Source organism: Simplicispira sp. GW247-4R2A, assembly GCF_059424465.1.
The window spans coordinates 1-19,866 of record NZ_JBWKZM010000010.1; the positions used below are offsets into that span (position 1 = coordinate 1).

Annotated in this window: 19 protein-coding genes; 4 read left to right on the forward strand and 15 right to left on the reverse strand. The window is 65.8% G+C overall.

Features of this window, described 5'->3' with window-relative positions; translation table 11 throughout:
• From AC07ZH_RS08600 to AC07ZH_RS08640, 9 genes are all read right to left on the reverse strand, one after another.
• The coding region (locus tag AC07ZH_RS08600; protein ID WP_495199381.1) for an aldehyde dehydrogenase family protein at window positions 1-227 on the reverse strand (227 nt) is incomplete at its 3' end.
• Between the two features lie 182 nt (window positions 228-409).
• Complete coding sequence (locus AC07ZH_RS08605) at window positions 410-1,090, reverse strand: GntR family transcriptional regulator (protein WP_495199382.1); 681 nt, start codon at window positions 1,088-1,090, stop codon at window positions 410-412.
• A complete protein-coding gene (locus AC07ZH_RS08610) occupies window positions 1,087-2,148 on the reverse strand; it encodes an Ldh family oxidoreductase (RefSeq protein WP_495199383.1) in 1,062 nt (353 codons plus the stop codon). Before AC07ZH_RS08610 ends, AC07ZH_RS08605 begins: the two co-directional genes overlap by 4 nt.
• A complete protein-coding gene (locus tag AC07ZH_RS08615) occupies window positions 2,145-3,455 on the reverse strand; it encodes an FAD-dependent oxidoreductase (protein ID WP_495199384.1) in 1,311 nt (436 codons plus the stop codon). Before AC07ZH_RS08615 ends, AC07ZH_RS08610 begins: the two co-directional genes overlap by 4 nt.
• Window positions 3,452-3,733: a 2Fe-2S iron-sulfur cluster-binding protein gene (locus tag AC07ZH_RS08620; protein ID WP_495199385.1), complete on the reverse strand. Its 282-nt coding sequence runs from the start codon at window positions 3,731-3,733 to the stop codon at window positions 3,452-3,454. Before AC07ZH_RS08620 ends, AC07ZH_RS08615 begins: the two co-directional genes overlap by 4 nt.
• Window positions 3,730-4,848, reverse strand: coding sequence for an NAD(P)/FAD-dependent oxidoreductase (locus AC07ZH_RS08625; protein ID WP_495199386.1), 1,119 nt, complete (start codon window positions 4,846-4,848; stop codon window positions 3,730-3,732). Before AC07ZH_RS08625 ends, AC07ZH_RS08620 begins: the two co-directional genes overlap by 4 nt.
• A 7-nt stretch (window positions 4,849-4,855) precedes the next feature.
• On the reverse strand, window positions 4,856-5,788 hold the full coding sequence (locus AC07ZH_RS08630) for a 4-hydroxyproline epimerase (protein WP_495199387.1): 933 nt from the start codon (window positions 5,786-5,788) through the stop codon (window positions 4,856-4,858).
• Between the two features lie 93 nt (window positions 5,789-5,881).
• Window positions 5,882-7,009, reverse strand: coding sequence for a branched-chain amino acid ABC transporter substrate-binding protein (locus AC07ZH_RS08635; protein ID WP_119107349.1), 1,128 nt, complete (start codon window positions 7,007-7,009; stop codon window positions 5,882-5,884).
• Between the two features lie 117 nt (window positions 7,010-7,126).
• Window positions 7,127-8,041: a dihydrodipicolinate synthase family protein gene (locus AC07ZH_RS08640; RefSeq protein WP_495199388.1), complete on the reverse strand. Its 915-nt coding sequence runs from the start codon at window positions 8,039-8,041 to the stop codon at window positions 7,127-7,129.
• 256 nt (window positions 8,042-8,297) lie between these two features.
• On the opposite strand from AC07ZH_RS08640, the gene alaS reads away from it, so the two are divergent.
• On the forward strand, window positions 8,298-10,919 hold the full coding sequence (gene alaS, locus AC07ZH_RS08645; protein ID WP_495199389.1) for an alanine--tRNA ligase: 2,622 nt from the start codon (window positions 8,298-8,300) through the stop codon (window positions 10,917-10,919).
• 117 nt (window positions 10,920-11,036) lie between these two features.
• On the opposite strand, the gene AC07ZH_RS08650 is transcribed toward alaS, so the two are convergent.
• From AC07ZH_RS08650 to AC07ZH_RS08675, 6 genes are all read right to left on the reverse strand, one after another.
• On the reverse strand, window positions 11,037-12,086 hold the full coding sequence (locus AC07ZH_RS08650) for a GGDEF domain-containing protein (protein ID WP_495199464.1): 1,050 nt from the start codon (window positions 12,084-12,086) through the stop codon (window positions 11,037-11,039).
• 24 nt (window positions 12,087-12,110) lie between these two features.
• Window positions 12,111-12,833 carry a tRNA (guanosine(46)-N7)-methyltransferase TrmB gene (gene trmB, locus AC07ZH_RS08655; protein WP_495199390.1) on the reverse strand — a complete coding sequence of 241 codons (723 nt, stop codon included), beginning with the start codon at window positions 12,831-12,833 and terminating at the stop codon, window positions 12,111-12,113.
• Entirely contained in the window at window positions 12,830-13,780 is a 951-nt protein-coding gene (gene gluQRS / locus AC07ZH_RS08660; protein ID WP_495199391.1) for a tRNA glutamyl-Q(34) synthetase GluQRS, read from the reverse strand. Before gluQRS ends, trmB begins: the two co-directional genes overlap by 4 nt.
• A 61-nt stretch (window positions 13,781-13,841) precedes the next feature.
• Entirely contained in the window at window positions 13,842-14,945 is a 1,104-nt protein-coding gene (locus AC07ZH_RS08665; RefSeq protein ID WP_245960441.1) for an NAD(P)/FAD-dependent oxidoreductase, read from the reverse strand.
• A 112-nt stretch (window positions 14,946-15,057) separates the two neighbouring features.
• Window positions 15,058-15,897 carry a MinD/ParA family protein gene (locus tag AC07ZH_RS08670; protein ID WP_495199392.1) on the reverse strand — a complete coding sequence of 280 codons (840 nt, stop codon included), beginning with the start codon at window positions 15,895-15,897 and terminating at the stop codon, window positions 15,058-15,060.
• Window positions 15,898-16,080: 183 nt separating this feature from the next.
• Window positions 16,081-16,854 (reverse strand): GGDEF domain-containing protein, encoded by a 774-nt coding sequence (locus tag AC07ZH_RS08675; RefSeq protein WP_119107355.1) that lies wholly within the window; start codon window positions 16,852-16,854, stop codon window positions 16,081-16,083.
• 209 nt (window positions 16,855-17,063) lie between these two features.
• Here AC07ZH_RS08675 and AC07ZH_RS08680 point away from each other — a divergent pair, with 209 nt between their 5' ends.
• From AC07ZH_RS08680 to AC07ZH_RS08690, 3 genes are all read left to right on the forward strand, one after another.
• Entirely contained in the window at window positions 17,064-17,579 is a 516-nt protein-coding gene (locus AC07ZH_RS08680) for a BON domain-containing protein (protein ID WP_495199393.1), read from the forward strand.
• Window positions 17,580-17,615: 36 nt separating this feature from the next.
• Window positions 17,616-18,863 (forward strand): PLP-dependent transferase, encoded by a 1,248-nt coding sequence (locus AC07ZH_RS08685; protein WP_495199394.1) that lies wholly within the window; start codon window positions 17,616-17,618, stop codon window positions 18,861-18,863.
• A 178-nt stretch (window positions 18,864-19,041) separates the two neighbouring features.
• Window positions 19,042-19,839 carry a DUF2189 domain-containing protein gene (locus AC07ZH_RS08690; RefSeq protein WP_495199395.1) on the forward strand — a complete coding sequence of 266 codons (798 nt, stop codon included), beginning with the start codon at window positions 19,042-19,044 and terminating at the stop codon, window positions 19,837-19,839.
• The last annotated feature ends 27 nt before the right edge of the window (window positions 19,840-19,866 follow it).

Consider the following 19,866-nt stretch of genomic DNA (forward strand, 5'->3'; position numbering starts at 1 on the left):
CTGCGCTCCTTGGCGGTTTTGCTGCGCCAGGCCGGCCAGGCAGCGTTGGCGGCGGCTATGGCGGCTTGGGCATCCTGGGGGCCGAGGTTGGCGACGTCCACGAGCTTGGCGCCGGTGGCGGGGTCATGGACGGCGAAGCGGCTGGCGCCGGCGATCCACTCTCCGTTGATGAGGGCGTCGGTCTTGAGGAGGGTTGGGTCTTTGAGGGTGGCGAGAGGCGAGGTCATGGGGGTTTCACTCCGGGGAAAAATGCAAACGGTAAAGACAAAGAGCGCAGGCGGGTGTCACGCAGGCGGTCTTTGCCAAGAGGGTAGAAGTTCTGAATGAATTTTGGTTCTAGCGCTTGACTGGAAAGCGCTGATAGCTATCAAAAATATAGCTTTCTGTGGCGTGAAAACGCGGTGTACGGTCATTGATCAATGATGCGCCGGGCAAAGTGTTCCAAGTAGTCCATCAACTGGTTGGCCCCGTCCATGGCGTGGGCTTCGTTCCCGGTGGCAATGCCTTGCGCCAGGTGCATGTGGGCACGCGCGCCTTCGGTCACATCGCCCTCGTGCTGGTAGGCGTACCAGAAGCGGCGGCATTGCACGATGAGCGGGGCCACGCACTTCACGGCGGAATGGTTCTGGCTGGCCTGGTGTACGACGATGTCGAGCTGGTGGTCGGCCAGCATGTAGTCGTCCAGGTCGCCGCGCTCGGCAGCCTGCACCATGGCCTCGCCGCAGCGCAGGATGGCAGCGCGCTGGGGTGCGGTGGCGCGGCGGGCTGCGCAGGAGGCGATCAGGCGTTCGAGCGCGCGGCGTGTCTGGATCACATCCAGATGGTCGGCCAAGTCGATGTTGGATACCTGTAGCCCTCGGCGTGGCAACTGCACGATCAGCCCGATAGACACCATGCGCAAGAGCGCCTCGCGCACTGGTGTGCGGCCCAGGCCGGTGTGTTCGGTGATGTCGGCTTCCACCACCGGGCTGCCGGGTTGAAGCGCGAGCGTGGAGATCATTGCTTCGATGGTGTCGTAGGCCACGTCGGCGGCACGCCGTTTGGGCAGCAGGGCGCTTGGGATCGATGTGGGCATGTCGGCGATGTTCATCGTGGTGTTCCCTGGTCGGATGGTAGGTCTGCCAAGGCCATGATGTCATGCCACAGCCCAACCGGGACTGCTATGCCCTGGCGTGCACTGGCCTCCCGGGCGGCAAAGCGCCGCTGCGAAGGCAGGCGCGCGCCCTGCGCGGTGATGGAGTCCAGCAGCTGTTCCGCGCGCGCCGTTTGTGCCTCGCTGTCGCCACCTGCAAAAGTGGCGGGATCAAAGGCCAGCACCAGTTCCCCGTGGCATGGCGCCACGCCTGCGCCGTCGTCAAACGTGAGCGACTCGCGGCTGGTCCAGTCGCCAATCAGGGCGCCCGCCATCAACTCCACCATGGTGGACAGCGCCGATCCCTTGTGCCCGCCAAAGGCGAGCATCGCCCCGCGCGCCACGGCGACAGGGTCGGTGCTGGGCTCGCCATCGGCATCCACGCCGCAGCCTTCGGGCAGCGACTGGCCAGCCCGGCGATGCAGTTCCAGGTCGCCGCGTGCGATGGCGCTGGTGGCAAAGTCGAATACGTAGGGATTGGGGCCGGGGCGGGGCCAACCGAAGGCGATGGGGTTGGTGCCAAAAAGCGGTTGGCTACCGCCTGCGGGCGCCACCCAGGCATGGCTGGGCGTGAGGGCCAGGGCCGCGAGGCCGTGCGCGGTAATGGCTTCGATCTCGGGCCACAGGGCCGAGAAGTGAAAGCAATGGCGAATGACGAGGGCGCCCAGGCCGTGGCGGCGCGTGGCCTCGACCAACGCCGGCAGGCCGCGCTCGAAGGCGAGCGGTGAAAAGCCGAACTGCGCATCCACCTGGACGATGGGGCTGCCGGTAGCGCGCACGGTGGGCTCTGCATCGAGCCGTACCTTGCCCGCGCGCACAGCATCGGCACAGGTGATTAGGCGGTACACGCCGTGCGACTGGCAGGCGTCGCGCTGGCCGGAGACGATGACCTTGGCGATGGCTTGGACATGGGCATCACTCAGGCCCATGCGCGCCAGGGCGCTCTGGACGATGCCTGTCAGTTCCGCTTCGGGAACCTGCACCATGGCGGGGGAATCGGCGGACGCAGAGGTCATATCTGAGGAACACTTTCGTGAGTGGGTTCGCTGCCGGCGTCGGCCAGTGTGGCGATGCGTGCGGGGGAAAGCAGGTGCCGCGCGGGCTGCGGCGTCCAGCCGTACAGCACTTGCGCGGCCGCCCCGCAAATGCGGCCCTGGCAGGCACCCATGCCGCAGCGCGTGTGCAGCTTGGCGTCGATCCAGCTGCTGCGCTGCCGTAGCGCGCCGTGTGCCACGTCTTCGCAGCGGCAGACGAACGTGTCGGGCCGGGGCAGGGCAGCGAGGGCCTCGGCGCGCAGCGGAAAGTGGCGGTGCAGGGCATCGGCAAACGCATTCCAGTGCGCGAGCGGGTGTTGCAGGGCTTGCGCTGCTGCGGACTCGCCCGCTGCGGCATGGCCCGCGATGGCGCCTTGCAGCAGCGCACGTTCGCTGCCGCCAAAGCCCGTGCATTCACCGGCGGCGTAGATGCCGGGTACCGTGGTCTGCATCAGTGCATCGACCTGCAGGCCGTTGCGCGCACCGATGGCGCAGCCCAGCATTTGCCCCAGATGCGTGTTGGGCACCAGGCCAAAGCCGCAGGCGATGCGCTCGCACGCCAACTGCTCCACGGTGTTGCCGCGCTGCAGGCGCACGGCTTCCACCTGGGTGCTGCCCAGTGCCTCCAGTACCTGGGCGTTGGCGCGCAGGCCGGGGTGCAGCAGCGTGGGTGCCTGCCAGGCCTTGGCAGGCCAGCGAACCAGTTGCGCAGCGAAGGCGGCGAGGGCGCCCCAGGACGCCATTTCGGCCACGCGCAGCACCTGCGCGCCGGCCTTGCGCGCCGTGTTCGCTGCCGCCAGCAGCAGCGGGCCGGTGCCCGCAACGACGATGCGCTGGCCGCGCACGTTCAGCCCTGCCTTGATGAGGGCTTGCAGGCCGCCTGCGCCGGTGACGCCGGGCAGCGTCCAGCCGGGGAAGGGCAGCAGCAGCTCGCGCGCGCCGGTGCAGAGGATCAGGCGGCTGGCGTGCTGCGTCCAGCCGCGCGTGGCGTTCTCCAGAATCAGGGCGGCTGCGTCGTCCGCGCTGGCGCGGTCGCCCAGGCCCACCACGCGGGTGCCGCTCAGGATCTCGATGTTGGTGTGGCGCGCCAAAGCCTGGCGGTGCTGGCGTGCCAGCGGCGGCAGTTGCACGCCGGGGCCATCGCGCCAGATCTGCCCGCCGGGCGCGGGGTTGTCGTCCACGACGGCGATGCGCATACCGCTCGGCGCCGCCGCCAGCGCCGCCGCCATGCCGGCCGGGCCAGCGCCAACGATGAGCAGGTCGCAGCGTGTGGGTGTTGTCATGGTCATGCTGCACCTGCGGGTTGTGAGGCGCTGGTGGTGATGTGCATGCCGTCCTCGCAGACCGTCTGGCAGGCCAGGCGCTCGCGGCCGTTGATGAGCACGCGGCATTCGTGGCACACGCCCATGCCACACAGCGGTGCGCGCCACTGGCCGCTGACGGACAGGCGCGTGCAGCCCGGTGGTTGCTGCGCGAGGGCGGCGGCCACGCTGCTGCCTGCGGGCACGCGCACAAGCACACGCGCCGCACCCACCTGCACTTCGACCATCGCTGCGGTGTTTTTCATGCGGCGCACTCCTGCACAAACCGGGTGGCTGCGTAGGGCGCCGGGTCTATGGGCGCCGCCGTACCCAGCATGCTGGAGGCAATCAAACGGGCCGTGGCGGGGGCCGTGGTCACGCCCAGGCCTTCGTGTCCTACCGCCAGCCACAGGTGCTCGCGCTCTGGGTGCCGGCCGATGATGGGCAGACCGTCCGGCGTGGCGGCGCGAAAACCTGTCCAGGTGCGGATCGCGTTGCGCTCGGCCAGTGACGGCACGTACTCGATAGCGCGCCGCAGCATGCGTGCCAGCACGGCGTTGTCGACGGCCGGCTCCAGCGTGTCGAACTGGCGCGATGATCCCAGCAGCCACTGGCCCGTGGGGCGGGGCTGCAGGTTGAAGGCGACGGAGGTGCCTTCGGTCTGGTGGGCGTTTTTGACGTAGCCCAGCTCCACCAGTTGGTGGCGCACGGTGGCGCTGCCCCGGTCGGTAATCGCCAGGTGCCCTTTCTTGGGGCGTATGGGCAGCTCGGGGCAAAACTGCGTGGCATGGATGCCAGCGGCCAGCAGCACGGCGCCGCCGTCGCGCACGCTGCCGTCGCTGCAGTGCACACGGCGGCCTTCAATGCGGCTGGCGTGCAGTGCCTCGACCTGGATAGGGGTTGCGGCACGGCCCAGCAGCCATTCGGCAGCGTTGGGGGCGTAGACCATGCTGTCGCCGCCTACCCGCAGGGCGCCATGCAGGCCGGGGCGCAGCACGGGCTCCAGTGCGGCCAATTCGCGGGCACTGAGCAGTTCGCAAGCAATGCCATGGGCCTGCAGGCGTGCGCGCTTGTGCTCGGCCTCTTGCATTTCCTCTGCATCGGCCGCGACCCACAGGGTGCCGCATTGTGTGAAAGCAGTGCTTGGCGCCTCGGCTGCCATGCGCGGCGCCCAGGTGTGCCACTGGGCGAGCGAGGCCTGGCTGAGCGCCAGTTCGGCCGGGTTGTCGTCCATCACCACCAGGTGGCCCATGCCGGCGTTGGTGGCGCCGCCCAGGCGCGCGTCGAGCACCAGCACGCGCTGGCCCGCATTGGCCAGGGCATGGGCGCAGGCCGCGCCGACCATGCCGGCGCCGATGACGATCACGTCGTAAGTGGTCATGCGGGCTTTAGAGCTGAATGCCCCAGCCAAACGGGTCGTCCCGCTCGATCAGCAGCGTGGCTTCGGCGCTCATGAAGGCGCGGCCGCGCAGCGTGGGGATGAGCTGGTCGCCCTCCATGGCATAGCTGGCTTCGAATTGGCTGCCAATGATGCTGGCCTGGCGCCATACCTGGCCGGGCTGCAGCTTGCCGTCCGCCGCCAGGCAGGCAAGCTTGGCGCTGGTGCCGGTGCCACAGGGCGAGCGGTCGTAGGCGCCGCCGGGGCAGAGCACGAAGTTGCGGCTGTCGGCCTGCGCGTCGTCGGCGAACAGCTCGATGTGGTCAATCAGGCCACCGTCGCTGCCGCGCACACCTTGCACCTCCAGCGCCTTTTGTACGGCGAGGGCAAAGGCGGTGAGCGTGGCGAGGTTGTTGCTCTCCACGCGCTGCTGGTGCGCCGTGACCAGGAAGAACCAGTTGCCGCCCCAGGCCACGTCGCCGGTCACCGGGCCATAGCCCGGCACTTGCAATGTCATATGGTGGTGCAGGCGGCGGGCCGGCACGTTGCGCACGCTGACCGAGCCGTCGTCGTGCAGCGTGGTCTGCACCGTGCCCACGGGTGTCTCGATGCCGTGCACACCCGGCTGGATGCGGCCCAGATAAGCCAGCGACGCCACGAGGCCAATGGTGCCGTGCCCGCACATGCCCAAGTAGCCGCTGTTGTTGAAGAACACCACGCCGGCGGCGTTGCGCGCATCCACGGGCGGGCACAGCAGGGCACCCACGATCACGTCGTTGCCACGAGGCTCCAACACGGTGGCGGTGCGCCACTGGTCGTGCTGCGCCGCCAGCAGAGCGCGGCGCTCGGCCATGCTGCCATTCCCCAGGTCGGGGAAGCCGTCCACCACCAGCCGCGTGGGTTCGCCGCCGGTATGGGAGTCGATGATCTTGATGCGTTGCATGGAAACAATCCAAAAAAATGGCCTGCAGATCGTGCAGGCCATGAAACCCCGTAAATCACCGGGGTTGGAGACGACCGTTAATTTCTACAGTACTCAATAGCTGGCGAGTGGCACGGGCACAGCGTTGCGGAAGGTGCTGACGGTGATGGGGGCCTGCTTCAGATTGCCCTTGGCATCGTACGCGTAGGTTCCCGCAACGCCCTTGTAGCTGTTGGCATACATGTATGCACCGACCTTTTGGGGATCAATCGAATCGGCCTTTTCCATGGCGTTGCCGATCAGCATGGTCTGGTCGTAGTACGAGGCGGCGTAGGCATCAGGATCGCGCTTGAAGTGCGCCTTGTACTTGGCCTTGAAGGCTGCGCCAGCGTCGATTTTGTCCAGCATGGTGCCGCCCTGGGCGCAGAACACGGTGTCGTTCACGGCATCGCCGCCGAGCTTGCCCACTTCCGGGCTGCACAGCGTGTCGCCGCCGAGCAGCTTGGCTTTCATGCCCAACTGCTTCATCTGGCGTGCCATGGGGGCTGCCTGCGGAGCGTAGCCACCGAAGAAGATGGCTTCGGGCTGCTTGGCCTTGAGGTTGGTCAGGATGGCGAGGAAGTCGGTCGACTTGTCGGTGGTGAATTCCTGGCCGACGATATTGAGGCCCAGCTTCTTGGCTTCCTTGGAGAATTCGTCGGCAACGCCCTGGCCAAAGGCCGTGCGGTCGTCGATGACGGCGACGTTCTTCACCTTCATCACGTTGGCGGCGTAGGTGGCCATGTTCGAGCCGATCTGCGTGTCGCTGGCGATGATGCGGAACAGGTTCTTGTAGCCGTTGTCGGTCACCTTGGGGTTGGTGCCCACGGTGGACACCATGGTGCCGCCCTGGCTGTAGACACGCGATGCCGGAATGGCCACGCCGGAGCAGTAGGGGCCCATGACGAATTTCACGCCATCGTCGACGAACTTCTGTGCCACGCTGACGCCCGAGCGCGCGTCGCACTGGTCGTCTTCGGAGTCGAGTTTGAACTCAAGGGTCTTGCCGCCGACCTTGATCTTCTTGGCGTTGAGTTCTTCCACCGCCATGCGCACGCCGTTCTCGTTGTCCTTGCCAGCAAAGGCGTTGGCGCCAGAGAGCGGACCGCTGTGGCCGATGGTGACGACCTGGGTCTGCGCTTGGGCCGGGCCGGCGAAGGCGAGGGCGACGAGGACCGCGGTACTGGAAATGGCAAATTTCATCGGAAATCCTTTCGTTGAGAATCTTTCAGGATACAGACAGTATTCGGTCAGCATTCATTTTTAGAGCTTTCATTAGAAATGCTTTTACTGGTGAAGCGCTGATCACCCCGCCGAGCTTCAGGCGATGGACTGGTACTTGGCCGGGCGCGTCTCCAGCGCTCTTTTCACGATGCGTTCGATGAATGCACGCTCCTCGCCCACCAGGGGCATGCGGGGAAGGCGCATGTGCTCAGTGCCCGTGCCCGCCAGAAGGTCAATCAGCTTGAGGTTTTGCACCAGCTTGGCGGATACGTCCAGGTGCAACAGCGGTGTCATCCACTGGTAGAGCTTGAGGGCTTCGCCGTACTGGCCGGCCTTCATCAGCTCGTACAAGGCCACGGTTTCACGGGGGAAAGTGCAGCCCACGCCTGCCAGCAAGCCGTCACAGCCCAGCGCCAGACCTTCAAAGGCCAGGTCGTCCACGCCCAGGAACAGCTGGAAGCGGTCGCCCAGCGCCAGACGCAGGTCGGTGATGCGGCGAATGTCGCCACAGCTTTCCTTGATGGCCACGACCCATTCGCAATCGGCCAGCTCGGCGAAGTGCTCGGGTTTGAGGTCGACGCGGTAAGCGATGGGGTTGTTGTAGACCATGACGGGCTTCTTGGCCGCCTCGGCGATGGCTCGGACGTTGGCGATGGCTTCGCGCGCATCGGCCACGTAGATGACCGAGGGCATGACCATGTAACCGTCTACACCCAGAGCATTGGCGCCCTGGACAAAACGCAGAGCTTCGCGGGTGGAGGTTTCCGACACATTGGCCAGCACGGGGATACGGCCCTTGGAAGTTTCTATGGCAATGCGCGTGACTTCGAGCTTTTCTTCCAGCGTCAGCGTGCTGAACTCGCCCAGCGAGCCGCAGGTGACGAGGCCATGGATGCCATTGCGGATCTGGAAATCGATGTGGCGGGCCGTGCCTTGCGCATCAATGCTCTCGTCGGCGTGGAACTTGGTGGTGACGGCGGGGAAGATGCCTTGCCAGCGGGGATTGCTCATGAGGACTCCGGGACTGAAGAATTTGGGGAGGAAAACGGCGCTTGCGTGCGCAGGAGGAAATCACGTATGCAGCAAATATATTAGAAAGATATCAAAATGCATACAAGGGTTTTCCCTGGATGGTGGCCGTGTGTGCCGTCGCCCACCGTGACAGACCGAAAAGCCGGCATCGCCTGGCATCGCTTTAAAATTACGGGTTGTCTCGCCTGCGCGCAGCGCGCGTCGCCCCCTTGATCCTTCCGCCGAGAACCACCCCATGACACGCCCCGCTTCCGTTGCCGACATTCGCAAGAGCTTTCTGGATTTTTTTGTGTCCAAGGGCCACACCATCGTGCCTTCCAGCTCGCTGGTGCCCGGCAACGACCCGACGCTGATGTTCACCAATTCGGGCATGGTGCAGTTCAAGGATGTGTTCCTGGGCACCGACAGCCGGCCCTACAAACGGGCGGTATCGGTCCAGGCCTGCCTGCGCGCTGGCGGCAAGCACAACGACCTGGAGAACGTGGGCTACACCGCGCGCCACCACACTTTCTTCGAGATGCTCGGCAACTGGAGCTTTGGCGACTACTTCAAGCGGGAATCGCTGAAATGGGCCTGGGAGTTGCTGACCGAGGTGTACCAGCTGCCGCCCGAGCGCCTGCTGGCCACGGTGTACCAGGAGGACGACGAGGCCTACGACATCTGGACCAAGGAGATCGGCCTGCCGCCCGAGCGCGTCATCCGGATTGGCGACAACAAGGGCGGGCGCTACAAGTCTGACAACTTCTGGATGATGGCCGACACCGGCCCCTGCGGCCCCTGCAGCGAAATCTTCTACGACCACGGCGACCACATCCCCGGTGGCCCTCCGGGCAGCCCGGACGAAGACGGCGACCGATTCATCGAAATCTGGAACAACGTGTTCATGCAGTTCGACATGGCCGAAGACGGCTCGGTCACGCCGCTGCCCGCGCCTTGTGTGGACACCGGCATGGGCCTGGAGCGCCTGGCCGCGATCCTGCAGCATGTGCACAGCAACTACGAAATCGACCTGTTCGACGCGCTGATCAAGGCTGCCGCGCGCGAGACGGGTTGCGGCGACCTCGCCAACCCCTCGCTCAAGGTCATTGCCGACCACATCCGCGCCACGGCTTTCCTGGTGGCCGACGGCGTCATTCCCGGCAGCGAAGGGCGCGGCTACGTGCAGCGGCGCATCGTCCGCCGCGCCATCCGCCACGGCTACAAGCTGGGCAAGAAGACGCCGTTCTTCCACAAGCTGGTGGCCGACCTGGCAATTCTGATGGGCGACGCCTACCCCAAGCTGCGCGAGCAGGAGGCTCGCATCACCGAGGTGCTCAAGGCCGAGGAAGAGCGCTTCTTTGAAACGCTGGCCACGGGCATGGACATCCTGGATGCGGCCTTGCAGGGCGGGGTGCAGCAATTGCCGGGCGACGTGGCTTTCAAGCTGCACGACACCTATGGCTTTCCGCTCGACCTCTCTGCCGATGTGTGCCGCGAGCGCGGCCTCACGGTGGACGAGGCCGGCTTTCACGCCGCCATGGACAAGCAAAAAGCCCAGGCCCGCGCCGCCGGCAAGTTCAAGATGGACAAGGCGCTCGACTATGCCGGCGAGGTGAACCAGTTCACCGGATATGAGCAGCTTTCGGAAACTGCAAAAATCGTAGCTATCTACGTAGATGGGACAAGCGCTGCGGCCCTAAAAACGGGTCAGAATGGCGTGGTGGTGTTGAACAGCACGCCTTTCTATGCCGAGAGCGGCGGCCAGGTGGGCGACCAGGGGGTGCTCACCAGCGGTTCGGCCCGCTTTGCGGTGGACGATACGCAGAAGATCCGCGCCGACGTTTTTGGCCACCACGGCACGCTCGCCGAAGGCAGCCTGAACGTCGGCGACAGCGTGCAGGCGCAGGTGAACGCGCAAGTGCGCGCCGCCACCATGCGCAACCACTCGGTCACCCACCTCATGCACAAGGCGCTGCGCGAAGTGCTGGGTGGCCATGTGCAGCAAAAGGGCAGCCTGGTCAACGCCGAGCGCACGCGCTTCGACTTTGCGCACAACGCGCCTGTGACGCCCGCGCAGATCCGCGACATCGAGCAGCGCGTGAACCAGGAAATTCTGGCCAACCAGGCGACGCAGGCGCGGGTGATGGACATTGAATCGGCGCAGAAGACCGGCGCCACCATGCTGTTTGGCGAAAAATACGGCGAAACGGTGCGTGTGCTCGACATCGGCAGCAGCCGCGAACTGTGCGGCGGCACCCACGTGCAGCGCACCGGCGACATCGGCCTGTTCAAGGTGGTGGGCGAGAGCGGTGTCGCCGCTGGCGTGCGCCGCATCGAGGCGGTGACGGGCAGCAACGCGCTGGCGTATCTGCAAACCCTGGAAGACACCGTGAACCAGGCCGCCGGCGTGCTGAAGTCGCCCGTGGCCGAACTCACCGGCCGCATCGGCCAGGCGCTGGAGCATGCGCGCGCGCTGGAAAAGGAAGTCGCCGCGCTCAAGGGCAAGCTCGCTTCCAGCCAGGGCGACGAATTGCTCGGCCAGGCGGTGGAGGTCAAGGGCCTCAAGGTGCTGGCGGCCGTACTGCCCGGCGCCGACGCGAAGACGCTGCGCGACACCATGGACAAGCTCAAGGACAAGCTGAAGACGGCCGCCATCGTGCTCGCAGCCGTCGAGGGCGGCAAGGTGCAGATCGCCGCTGGCGTGACGCCGGACGCGATGGGCCGCGTCAAAGCCGGCGAGCTGGTGAACTTTGTCGCCAGCCAAGTCGGCGGCAAAGGCGGCGGCAAGCCCGACATGGCCATGGCGGGCGGTACGGATGCGGCGGGCGTGCCTGCCGCCCTGGCATCGGTGGCGGGCTGGGTCGAGGCGCGCCTGTAAAACGGCGTGGCGCCGGCTTGGCCGCCGGCCACGGGCGGTGTTGGAAGGCGCTATTTAAAATATAGCGCTTGACGCAGCATGGATAAGCGCTGAGGGCCAAAAACCCTAAAAATCAGCTTAGAAAAGCTCGACGTCTTCGTTGCTCACCTTGGCCGTCAGTTGGCCGCCGCTGATCAGGTCGTCGTAGTAGCACACGCGGTTGCGGCCGTTTTCCTTGGCGTAGTACAGCGCCTGGTCGGCCTTGCCCAATATTTCCACGGGGGCACCGGTGTCGGTGGACACGAAGCCCAGGCTCACCGTGATCCGGCCTACCTGGGGGAACGGGTACGACTCCACCGAGGTGCGAAAGCGATTGAAGACGCGGTGCGCTGTCTCCAGCGTGGTCGAGCGCAGCAGCACCACGAACTCTTCGCCACCGAAGCGGAAAATGCGGTCGTGGCTGCGAAAAGAGTTGCGCAGAATGTTGGCCACCAGGATCAGCACCTCGTCGCCGTACAAGTGGCCAAAGCGGTCGTTGACCAATTTGAAGTGATCGATGTCCACCACCGCCAGCCAATGCTGGGTGCCTGCCGTTGGACTCGCGCGGGGGTCCATGGTGCCATCGGGGCGCAGATGGGGCCGCGTCTCGGACGGCGCACTACCGGCTTGCCGGGCAAACTGCTCATCAAAAGTCTTGCGGTTGAGCAAGCCGGTCAGCGCGTCGCGCTCGCTGTAGTCGAGCAGGCTTTGGTAATTTTGGTAGACCTGAAGGATGCCGGTAATGACATGGAGCTTTTGCGCCGAGAACGGGCGCGACTGGGTGATTTCAAGGCAGCTCGTCACCTTGTCCTGCGCCCAGACCGGGAGCCACAGCCGGTAGCGCCCCTTGCCCAGGGTCGATTGCGCGCTGCCCTCATGCCGGGCAATGCACTCTTGCAGCGCGGGCAGTTCACTGAGTGGCACCCGGTGCGGGTCGTGTGCAGCGTCCATGGTGGCCGACAACCAGCGCCCGTTCTCCAGCCAGGTGCGCGGGCGCACGTGCAGTGCGTCATTGCAGGAAAACACCTCCAGCGCGCGCACGTCCAGAATTCCAGCCAACTCTTGCAGCGTGGACAGCACCGAAACTTCGAGCCGCAAGTGGTCGCGGTGCCCGGTCATTTCCACCAGGTTTTGCAGGATCGGGGAAATGGTCAAGGCAAGAGCTCCTTTGCGTCAGGCGTGGCGCAAAAATACCAAATCCCACACCCCATGCCCCAATTTCAGGCCGCGGTTCTCGAACTTGGTGAGCGGCCGATAGGCCGGTTGCGGCGCGTAGCCTGGTGCGGTGTTGGTCAGCAGCGGCTCGGCAGAGAGCACTTGCAGCATTTGCTCGGCATAAGGCTGCCAGTCGGTGGCGCAGTGCAAATAGCCGCCAGGCGCCAGACGCGAGGCCAGCCGCGCCACCAAAGCGGGCTGGATGAGGCGGCGTTTGTGGTGCTTTTTCTTGTGCCAGGGGTCGGGAAAGAAAATGTGCACGCCGGCCAGGCTGCCGGGCGCGACCATGTGCTCCAGCACCTCGACGGCGTCGTGCTGGACGATGCGGATATTGGTCTGCCCCTGCTCGGCAATGCGCTTGAGCAGGGCCCCCACACCGGCCTCGTGCACTTCGCAGCAAAGGAAGTTGTCTTGCGGCCGCACGCTGGCAATGTGGGCCGTGGCCTCGCCCATGCCAAAGCCGATCTCCAGGATGAGCGGGGCGCTGCGCCCAAACACGGCGGCTGGCTCCAGCGTTGATTCCCGGTAGGGCACCAGCAGTTGCGGGCCCAGGCTCTCAAAGGCCCGCGCCTGCGCCGCTGTGGTGCGGCCAGCACGGCGCACAAAGCTCTTGATGGTTTTGGGATAGGCAACGCCAGGCGGAGCGCCGACGATTGCAGTATCTGGAACGTGTGGTGTCACGGGGTGGGATTGTAGAGAGCGCGCCAGGCCATCACCCAGTGTGCCAGTGCATCCGCGACGCGGGTTTGCGTTGGAACAGGGGGCAAGTCCAAGGTTTCCGCTGCGCGTTGCAGCGCTTTCAGCGGTGCAGAGGTGTCCAGCGGTGGCGCGCCATGTTGCTTGGAGAGTTTCTCGCCGTCGGCACCGCGCACCAGCGGCGTGTGCAGATAGCGCGGGGTGGGGAGGCCGAGCGCCGCCTGCAGCAGCATCTGGCGCGGCGTGTTGTCGGCCAGGTCTTCGCCGCGCACCACATGGGTGATGCCCTGGGCGGCGTCGTCCACCACCACGGCGAGCTGGTAGGCCCACAGGCCGTCGGCGCGCTGGAGGACGAAGTCGCCCACCTCGGTGGGCACGTTCTGCGTTTGCAAGCCCAGGCGGCGGTCGGTCCATGTCAGCAGGTTGTTTGCTATTGAAAAACTAGCTGTTCGCGCTTGTCCACATTGCGTTAACTGCCATTTTGACCAATATTTTTCACAGGCAAAGCGCCAGGCGCGCGGTGCACGGCCCTGCAGGCCGGTGCGGCATGTACCGGGGTAGGGCAGGGGGTGGTGGCGCGTCGGGATGCGACCCGCCGCCGCGTGCGCCGCAGCAATGTCGGCGCGCGAACAAGCGCAAGGGTAGGCCAGGCCCGAGCGCACCAGCGCGTCGAGCGCTTGTTGGTAGGCGGCGGTGTCCTGCGACTGCCACCGCGGCGCCTCGTCGGCCTGCAGGCCGAGGTCGGCGAGCTGGCGCAACAGGGTCTCACCCGCTTGTGGGCTGCAGCGGGGGGTGTCCACGTCTTCGATGCGCACCAGCCAGCGGCCGCCAGCGGCGCGCGCATCAAGCCAGCTGGCCAGCGCCGCTACCAGGGAACCTGCGTGCAGCACGCCGGTGGGGGAGGGGGCAAAGCGGCCCACGTAGGCGACCATGCTCAGAGAGGGCAATGGTTTTCGTGATCGATGCGTGCGTGCAGACTTCGTCGGCGCTCTTTTACGCCACGGCAAGCGCCAGCTCCAGCCCGGAGATAAACGCGTCTTCCACGCGGTGGCCCAGGCACCAGTCGCCGCACATGCCCAGCGCTTCGGCGGCGTTCCAGACATGGCTGCAACCGAGCGGCTCCAGTGTTTGCGCCTGCTCCCAGCACACGGCGTGGGCGTAGTCGGGTTCGGCGTGGATGCCGGTGATTTCGGCAAACGCCTTGAGCAGCTTGCCTTTGACGCGCTGCTCATCGTCGTGCAGGTGCTCGCGCGACCATTCGGGGCTGGCCTGCACCGTCCAGCGCTCGACTTCGCTGCGGCGTGGCTTGGACGATTCGCGCGCCAGCCAGGCCACGCGGTGGTGGGTGCTGCGCGCGGCGCTCCATTGCGGCCCCAGCGTGGTGAGCCCCGGGCGCACGGCCTGGGGGTAGGCGAGCATCAAAGTCCAGCAAGGGGCGGTGCGCACGTCGGCCACCGCGGCGGCCAGGCCGGCATCGAGGTTGCTGGCGCGCAGCAAGGCGGCGGCGTGCTCGGCTGGCTGGGCCAGCAGCACGGCGTCAAAACCAGCGAACACCTGCGCTCCACCGTCGCTCGTGCTGGTGCGCACTTGCCAGCCGCGCGCCTGTACGCGGTCGTGCTCGATGCTGTTGACGCGTTGCTCGGTGTGCAGACGTCCGGCCTGCACCAGTGGCTGCGCCCAGGCGGTCACCAGGTCTTCCATGCCGGGGCAGGCCACCCAGTGCGGCTCTGACACCGGCAGGCTGGCTGCCGCCACGCGGCCTGCGGCGTCGAGCACCCGGATGGCGTTGGCACCCCAGGGGCGGCATACCTGGGGTACGGTGGCCAACACCTCTTCGAACCGCGCATCACGCACGGTAAAGTATTGCGCGCCGGCATCAAAACTGCCAAACGGTGTTTGCAAGCTGGCCATGCGTCCGCCGGGACGGGCCGCTTTTTCAAACAGCGACACCTCATGGCCAGCTTGCACCAGCGTGCGAGCGCAGACCACGCCTGCCATCCCGGCACCCACGATTGCAAAATGGCGCGGAGCTGTTGCCGGTGCTGTTGGGTGGGCGCTGCGTTTGGGGCGAGATGCGGAAGTAGATTGGGTGCGCATGCGGTTCCTTGGTGCGGTATGGGGTAAAGCCACTCTAACGCAGCGCAGAGGCGCTGAATGCAATGCTTGCGTAGAGCCTGTGCGTGGTGTAGGTTCGGCGCACAGAAGCGCACTATGGCGCGCGGTGCAGCAGCGCTTCTTCGACCTTGCCTGCCAGTTGCGAGATGGCCAGCGCCGCGGGGCAGCCCGGCATTTGCAGCAGCAGCAACTGGCGCCGCATGACGGCCTCGCGCACACTGGGGTCCACCGGAATGTCGCTCAAGTGCATCAGCCGCATGGGCTTGCCCGATTCGGTGGTGACGAAGCGGTCCAGCACCTGCTGCAACTGGCTGGCAATGGCACGGCCATCGCCGGGGCGGGCCGCCTGGTTGACGATGAGGCGCACATGCTGGCGCTTTTGCTGCATCGCCAGCACCTTGATGGCAGCGTAGGCGTCGGTGAGGGAGGTCGGCTCAGGCGTGGCCACGATCAGCACTTCGGATGCCAGCGACACGGAAAACAGCACCACGTCGGAAATGCCGGCGCCGGTGTCGAGCAGGATCACGTCGTAGCGCGGCGCGAGCGTCTGGATGACACTCAGAAACTGGTTGCGCACCTCGGGGGTGAGACGCGAATACTCGACCATGCCGGAGCCCGCCAGCAGCACCGAAAAGCCCCCTGGGGCGGTGATGACTGCGTCGTCCAGGTTGGCTTTGCCGGTGAACACGTCGTGCAGCGTGATCTTGGGGTAGAGGTTGAGCACCACGTCAAGGTTCGCCAGGCCCAGGTCGGCGTCCAGTACCAGCACGCGCTGGCCGCGGCGGGTGAGCGCCGCCGCCAGATTGGCGGAGACAAAGGTCTTGCCAACGCCGCCCTTGCCGCTGGTGATCGCAATGATGCGCGCACCCGGCGTGCTGTTGGCGCCGGGCGCCGGGCCTGGGGCAGACGAAGGGGAGGATGGCGCTTCGCTCATCGTGAGCTTTCAGTGATCGATTGTGGCGTGCGCTTGCAGGAGCATGGCAATCTGCTGCAACCTGGCCCAGGGCCGCCGCGCACGGGCCGCCCTGCTGCACCGGCGGCGCCACCCTTCCCGCCGCGCGCAGCGATGCGGGAGAAGGTTGAAGTGGCGAGGCCGCTCAGGGGGGTGTCTGTCATTTCAGTAGGCGCTGTCGCTGGAGTTCATCGGGGGCAACTCCCCCCATCCAGAAGGAGTGTAGAGCGGCGCGAACAGCAGGTTTTTTTCTTCTGCGCTGACGGTACTGCTGGGTTGTTCTTCAATGCAGACGCGGTTGCGGCCTTCGGATTTGGCGCGGTAGAGCTGAGAATCTGCCCGATTCGTCCACAGGCCGGTGGTGGAGCGTATCCATTGCAGCGCAAAGGCGCCGCCAATGCTCAGCGTGACATGCAAAGTCGTGTTGGGGCCCAGTTTGATGGGTGTGGCCGCCACGACCCGGCGAATGCGTTCGGCGACGGCACGGCCAAATTCCGCCTGGCAGGCGGGCAGCACAATGGCAAATTCCTCGCCGCCGTAGCGCGCCAAGGTGTCCATCGGGCGGACGCAACTGGCCAATGTACGCGCGACCACTTGCAATACCCGGTCGCCCGCCACATGGCCATAGGTGTCGTTGACGCGCTTGAAATGGTCGATGTCGAGCATCATCAGCAAGGCCGCTTCCCCGGAGCGGGCCACGCGGTCCACCTCGCGCTCGAGTGCCGCGTGGAAGTGGCGGCGGTTGGCCAGGCCGGAGAGAGGGTCGCGCAAGGAGAGCTCGCACAAGGAGTCGACCACCGTCTGAAGGTAAGCGGTCGGGCTTGCGGCCGCATGCGGCAGAGGCGCTGGCTGGTCGGTGCCTTGCCCGATCAACGCCAAGGCCGTATCCAAACGCAATGCGCGCAGGTCAACGAGGGAGGGGGGCGCAGTATCGGACACGGAAGATAGGGAAGGGGCTGGTCCGAAGTGTAACGTGGGCGATCTGCTGCAAGGGCCGCTTCTTTGCGCCAGCCGGCGGTGCAGCGAAAGCGCGCCACTGGAAGGCCTTGCTGCGGCCTGGTCCTACAGCGCATTGGGCCGTCGCTGACGCGGCCGTGTCGCCAGCGTGCCTACAGTACGCAGCATCTGTAGGCATTGAGGACATCCCCATGACGAAAAATACTCCCTCTTCCAGTGTGCTGGCACGTCTTTCCGCCATCATTGCTGTCACCGCATTCTCTTTCGGGCTGGCGGCATGCGACAAGGCGCAAGAGTCCCCTACCGTGGGGCAGAAGCTTGACTCAGCCGTGCAAAAGGCCGATCAAGCCTCCGAGGACGCCAAGGCCAAGGCCGACCAGGCGCTCAAAGCCACCGAAAACAAGCTGGAGCAAGGCGCCAGCAAGGTTGAAAGTGCTGCCAACCAGGCCGGTGACGCGATGAAAGATGCCGCTCACTCGGCAGGCGCCTTGGCCGAGGACGCCTCTATTACGGCGAAAGTTTCCGCCGCACTGGCCAAGGATTCGGAACTGAGCGCCATCAAGATCGACGTGGACACCAAGGGCGGCGCGGTTCGCTTGAGCGGTCCGGCGCCCAGCCAGGCCGCCAAGGACCGGGCGAGCACCTTGGCCCAGAGTGTCGAAGGCGTCAAATCGGTTGACAACGAATTGGTGGTTGGCAAAAGCTGAGCGGCGCTGCCATGCAGTGCGCGCTAGGATGCGCGCATGAACCCTACCGCCTTCCCCGACACACCAGAATCGGCGCTCGACACCCGGCTCATTCACCACGCCTACCAGCCGCCCGGCGGCTTTGTGGCGCCGCAGCCGGCGGTGCACAAAGCCTCCACCGTCATTTTTCCGAACGTCGCCGCCATGCGCGCGCGCGAGTGGAAGGACAAGAGCGGCTACACCTACGGATTGCACGGTACACCGACAACCTTTCTTCTGGAAGAGCGCTTGTGCGCCTTGGAAGGTGGTGCGCAGTGCCTGCTCGTTCCGAGCGGATTGGCGGCGATCAGCACGGTGTCGCTCGCGCTGCTGCGCACAGGGGACGAGGTCCTGTTGCCCGACAACGCCTACGGCCCCAATCGCGCGCTGACCGAGTCCTTGCTGGCCCAGTTTGGCGTGCGCCATGCGGTGTACGACCCCATGGATTTGGCCGACTTGGCGCAGCGCATCGGGCCGACCACACGGCTGGTCTGGCTGGAAGCGCCGGGCTCGGTCACGCTGGAGTTTCCTGATCTCGTGGGCCTGGTGCGCCTGTGCCGGGAGCGTGGCGTGCTCACCGCGCTCGACAACACCTGGGGTGCGGGCCTGGCGTTTTCGCCTTTCGATTTGCTGCGGGATGCCAGCGGCGCTCTGGCGGTGGATGTCAGCGCGCACGCGTTGACCAAATACCCCAGCGGCGGTGGCGACGTGCTCATGGGCAGCATTGTGACGCGCGAGCCGGCTGTGCATCTCAGGCTCAAATTGGCGCACATGCACCTGGGCCTGGGGGTGGGCGCCAACGACGTAGAAACCATTTTGCGAGCACTCCCCAGCATGGGCCTGCGTTACCGGGCGCACGACAAGGCGGCGCGCACGTTGGCGCGGTGGCTGGCAGAACAGCCGGCGATCGCGCAGGTGCTCCACCCCGCGCTGGCAGGTTCGCCCGGCCATGCCCATTGGCAATCGCTGTGCGGTGCCGCCCATGCTGGCGAGGGCGCTGCGGCGGGTATTTTCAGTGTGGTGCTGGATGCGCGCTACAGCCAGGCGCAGGTGGATGCGTTTTGCGATGCCTTGCGCTTGTTCAAGCTGGGGTACAGCTGGGGCGGCCCGATCAGCCTGGTGGTGCCCTACGACATCGCGAGCATGCGCAAGCGTGCGCCAGCGCACCTTGCTGCGGGAACGGTGGTGCGCTTTTCCGTGGGGCTGGAAGATGTGGCCGACTTGCGCGCCGACCTCGCGCAGGCGCTGCAGACGCTGGACCGCTAGCCAGACTGGCTCTTGCGGGGGGTGGTAGCAGGAGGGAGTGGGCAGAGGGGAGTGGCAAGGGGCAGTGTTTTCCACGATGCCTTGGCGCCGGTTTTGCAGGAGGATGCAAATTCCCTACTTAATTTGTGGTTTTGAATCCGCAGGCGCTTGGCCTCGTGGGTTTCGACCCCCCCGCCTGATGCCTCCTGCTCCTTTGCCTGCCGCGCCGTCCGAAGTCGCGGCGCCTGTTGTCGTCCTCCAGCCCTTGCATTTTTCCGATCCGTTGCGCTGGCTGCGTGCCGCTGGCCGCGACCTGTGGGCGGCGCCTGGCATTGCAGCGTTCTACGGCATCTGCTTCTGGCTCATGGCGCTGCTGCTGGGCTGGGTGTTTCGCACGCGGCCGGAGTACGCCATGTCGCTTGCCAGCGGCTGCCTGCTGGTGGGGCCGTTCATGGCGATGGGCCTGTACGACACCAGCCGCCGGCGTGAGGCGGGTCTTGCGGTCGGCCTGTCGCATTCGCTGACCTGCTGGGACCGGCATCTGGGCAGCATGGGCATGCTGGTGTTGGTGCTGATCGTGCTGGAACTGCTGTGGGGGCGCGCTTCGCTGGTGGTGTTTGCTGTATTTTTCAATACCGGCATGCCCTCGACCACGGGTGTCGTGCAGGCAGTTTTCAATCCACAGAACTGGACGTTTGTCGCTGTGTACACCGCGGTGGGTGGGGCATTCGCTGCTCTGGTGTTTGCTACCAGCGTGGTGTCTATCCCCATGGTTCTGGATCGGGACATTGACGCGCTCAACGCTGCCATCACCAGTATCCGTGTGGTCGTGGAAAACCCCGGCGTCATGCTCTGGTGGGGCTTTCTGATCACCGCGCTGGTGGTGCTCTCCCTGATGGCTTGGGGCGCAGGCCTTGTTCTGGTGGGGCCGCTGCTCGGCCATGCCAGCTGGCACGCGTACCGTGCAGCCGTTGCGCGGCTGCCTACCCCGGCGTGAAAGTAGGGGCATGCAGGCCGCCTGTTA

Excerpts from the sequence above, each read along its gene's own strand:
- AC07ZH_RS08605 (WP_495199382.1), bottom strand. The coding sequence starts at position 1,090 with ATGAACATCGCCGACATGCCCACATCGATCCCAAGCGCCCTGCTGCCC.
- AC07ZH_RS08610 (WP_495199383.1), bottom strand. The coding sequence starts at position 2,148 with ATGACCTCTGCGTCCGCCGATTCCCCCGCCATGGTGCAGGTTCCCGAA.
- AC07ZH_RS08615 (WP_495199384.1), bottom strand. The coding sequence starts at position 3,455 with ATGACCATGACAACACCCACACGCTGCGACCTGCTCATCGTTGGCGCT.
- AC07ZH_RS08620 (WP_495199385.1), bottom strand. The coding sequence starts at position 3,733 with ATGAAAAACACCGCAGCGATGGTCGAAGTGCAGGTGGGTGCGGCGCGT.
- AC07ZH_RS08625 (WP_495199386.1), bottom strand. The coding sequence starts at position 4,848 with ATGACCACTTACGACGTGATCGTCATCGGCGCCGGCATGGTCGGCGCG.
- AC07ZH_RS08630 (WP_495199387.1), bottom strand. The coding sequence starts at position 5,788 with ATGCAACGCATCAAGATCATCGACTCCCATACCGGCGGCGAACCCACG.
- AC07ZH_RS08635 (WP_119107349.1), bottom strand. The coding sequence starts at position 7,009 with ATGAAATTTGCCATTTCCAGTACCGCGGTCCTCGTCGCCCTCGCCTTC.
- AC07ZH_RS08640 (WP_495199388.1), bottom strand. The coding sequence starts at position 8,041 with ATGAGCAATCCCCGCTGGCAAGGCATCTTCCCCGCCGTCACCACCAAG.
- alaS (WP_495199389.1), top strand. The coding sequence starts at position 8,298 with ATGACACGCCCCGCTTCCGTTGCCGACATTCGCAAGAGCTTTCTGGAT.
- gluQRS (WP_495199391.1), bottom strand. The coding sequence starts at position 13,780 with ATGGTCGCCTACGTGGGCCGCTTTGCCCCCTCCCCCACCGGCGTGCTG.
- AC07ZH_RS08665 (WP_245960441.1), bottom strand. The coding sequence starts at position 14,945 with ATGCGCACCCAATCTACTTCCGCATCTCGCCCCAAACGCAGCGCCCAC.
- AC07ZH_RS08670 (WP_495199392.1), bottom strand. The coding sequence starts at position 15,897 with ATGAGCGAAGCGCCATCCTCCCCTTCGTCTGCCCCAGGCCCGGCGCCC.
- AC07ZH_RS08680 (WP_495199393.1), top strand. The coding sequence starts at position 17,064 with ATGACGAAAAATACTCCCTCTTCCAGTGTGCTGGCACGTCTTTCCGCC.
- AC07ZH_RS08685 (WP_495199394.1), top strand. The coding sequence starts at position 17,616 with ATGAACCCTACCGCCTTCCCCGACACACCAGAATCGGCGCTCGACACC.
- AC07ZH_RS08690 (WP_495199395.1), top strand. The coding sequence starts at position 19,042 with ATGCCTCCTGCTCCTTTGCCTGCCGCGCCGTCCGAAGTCGCGGCGCCT.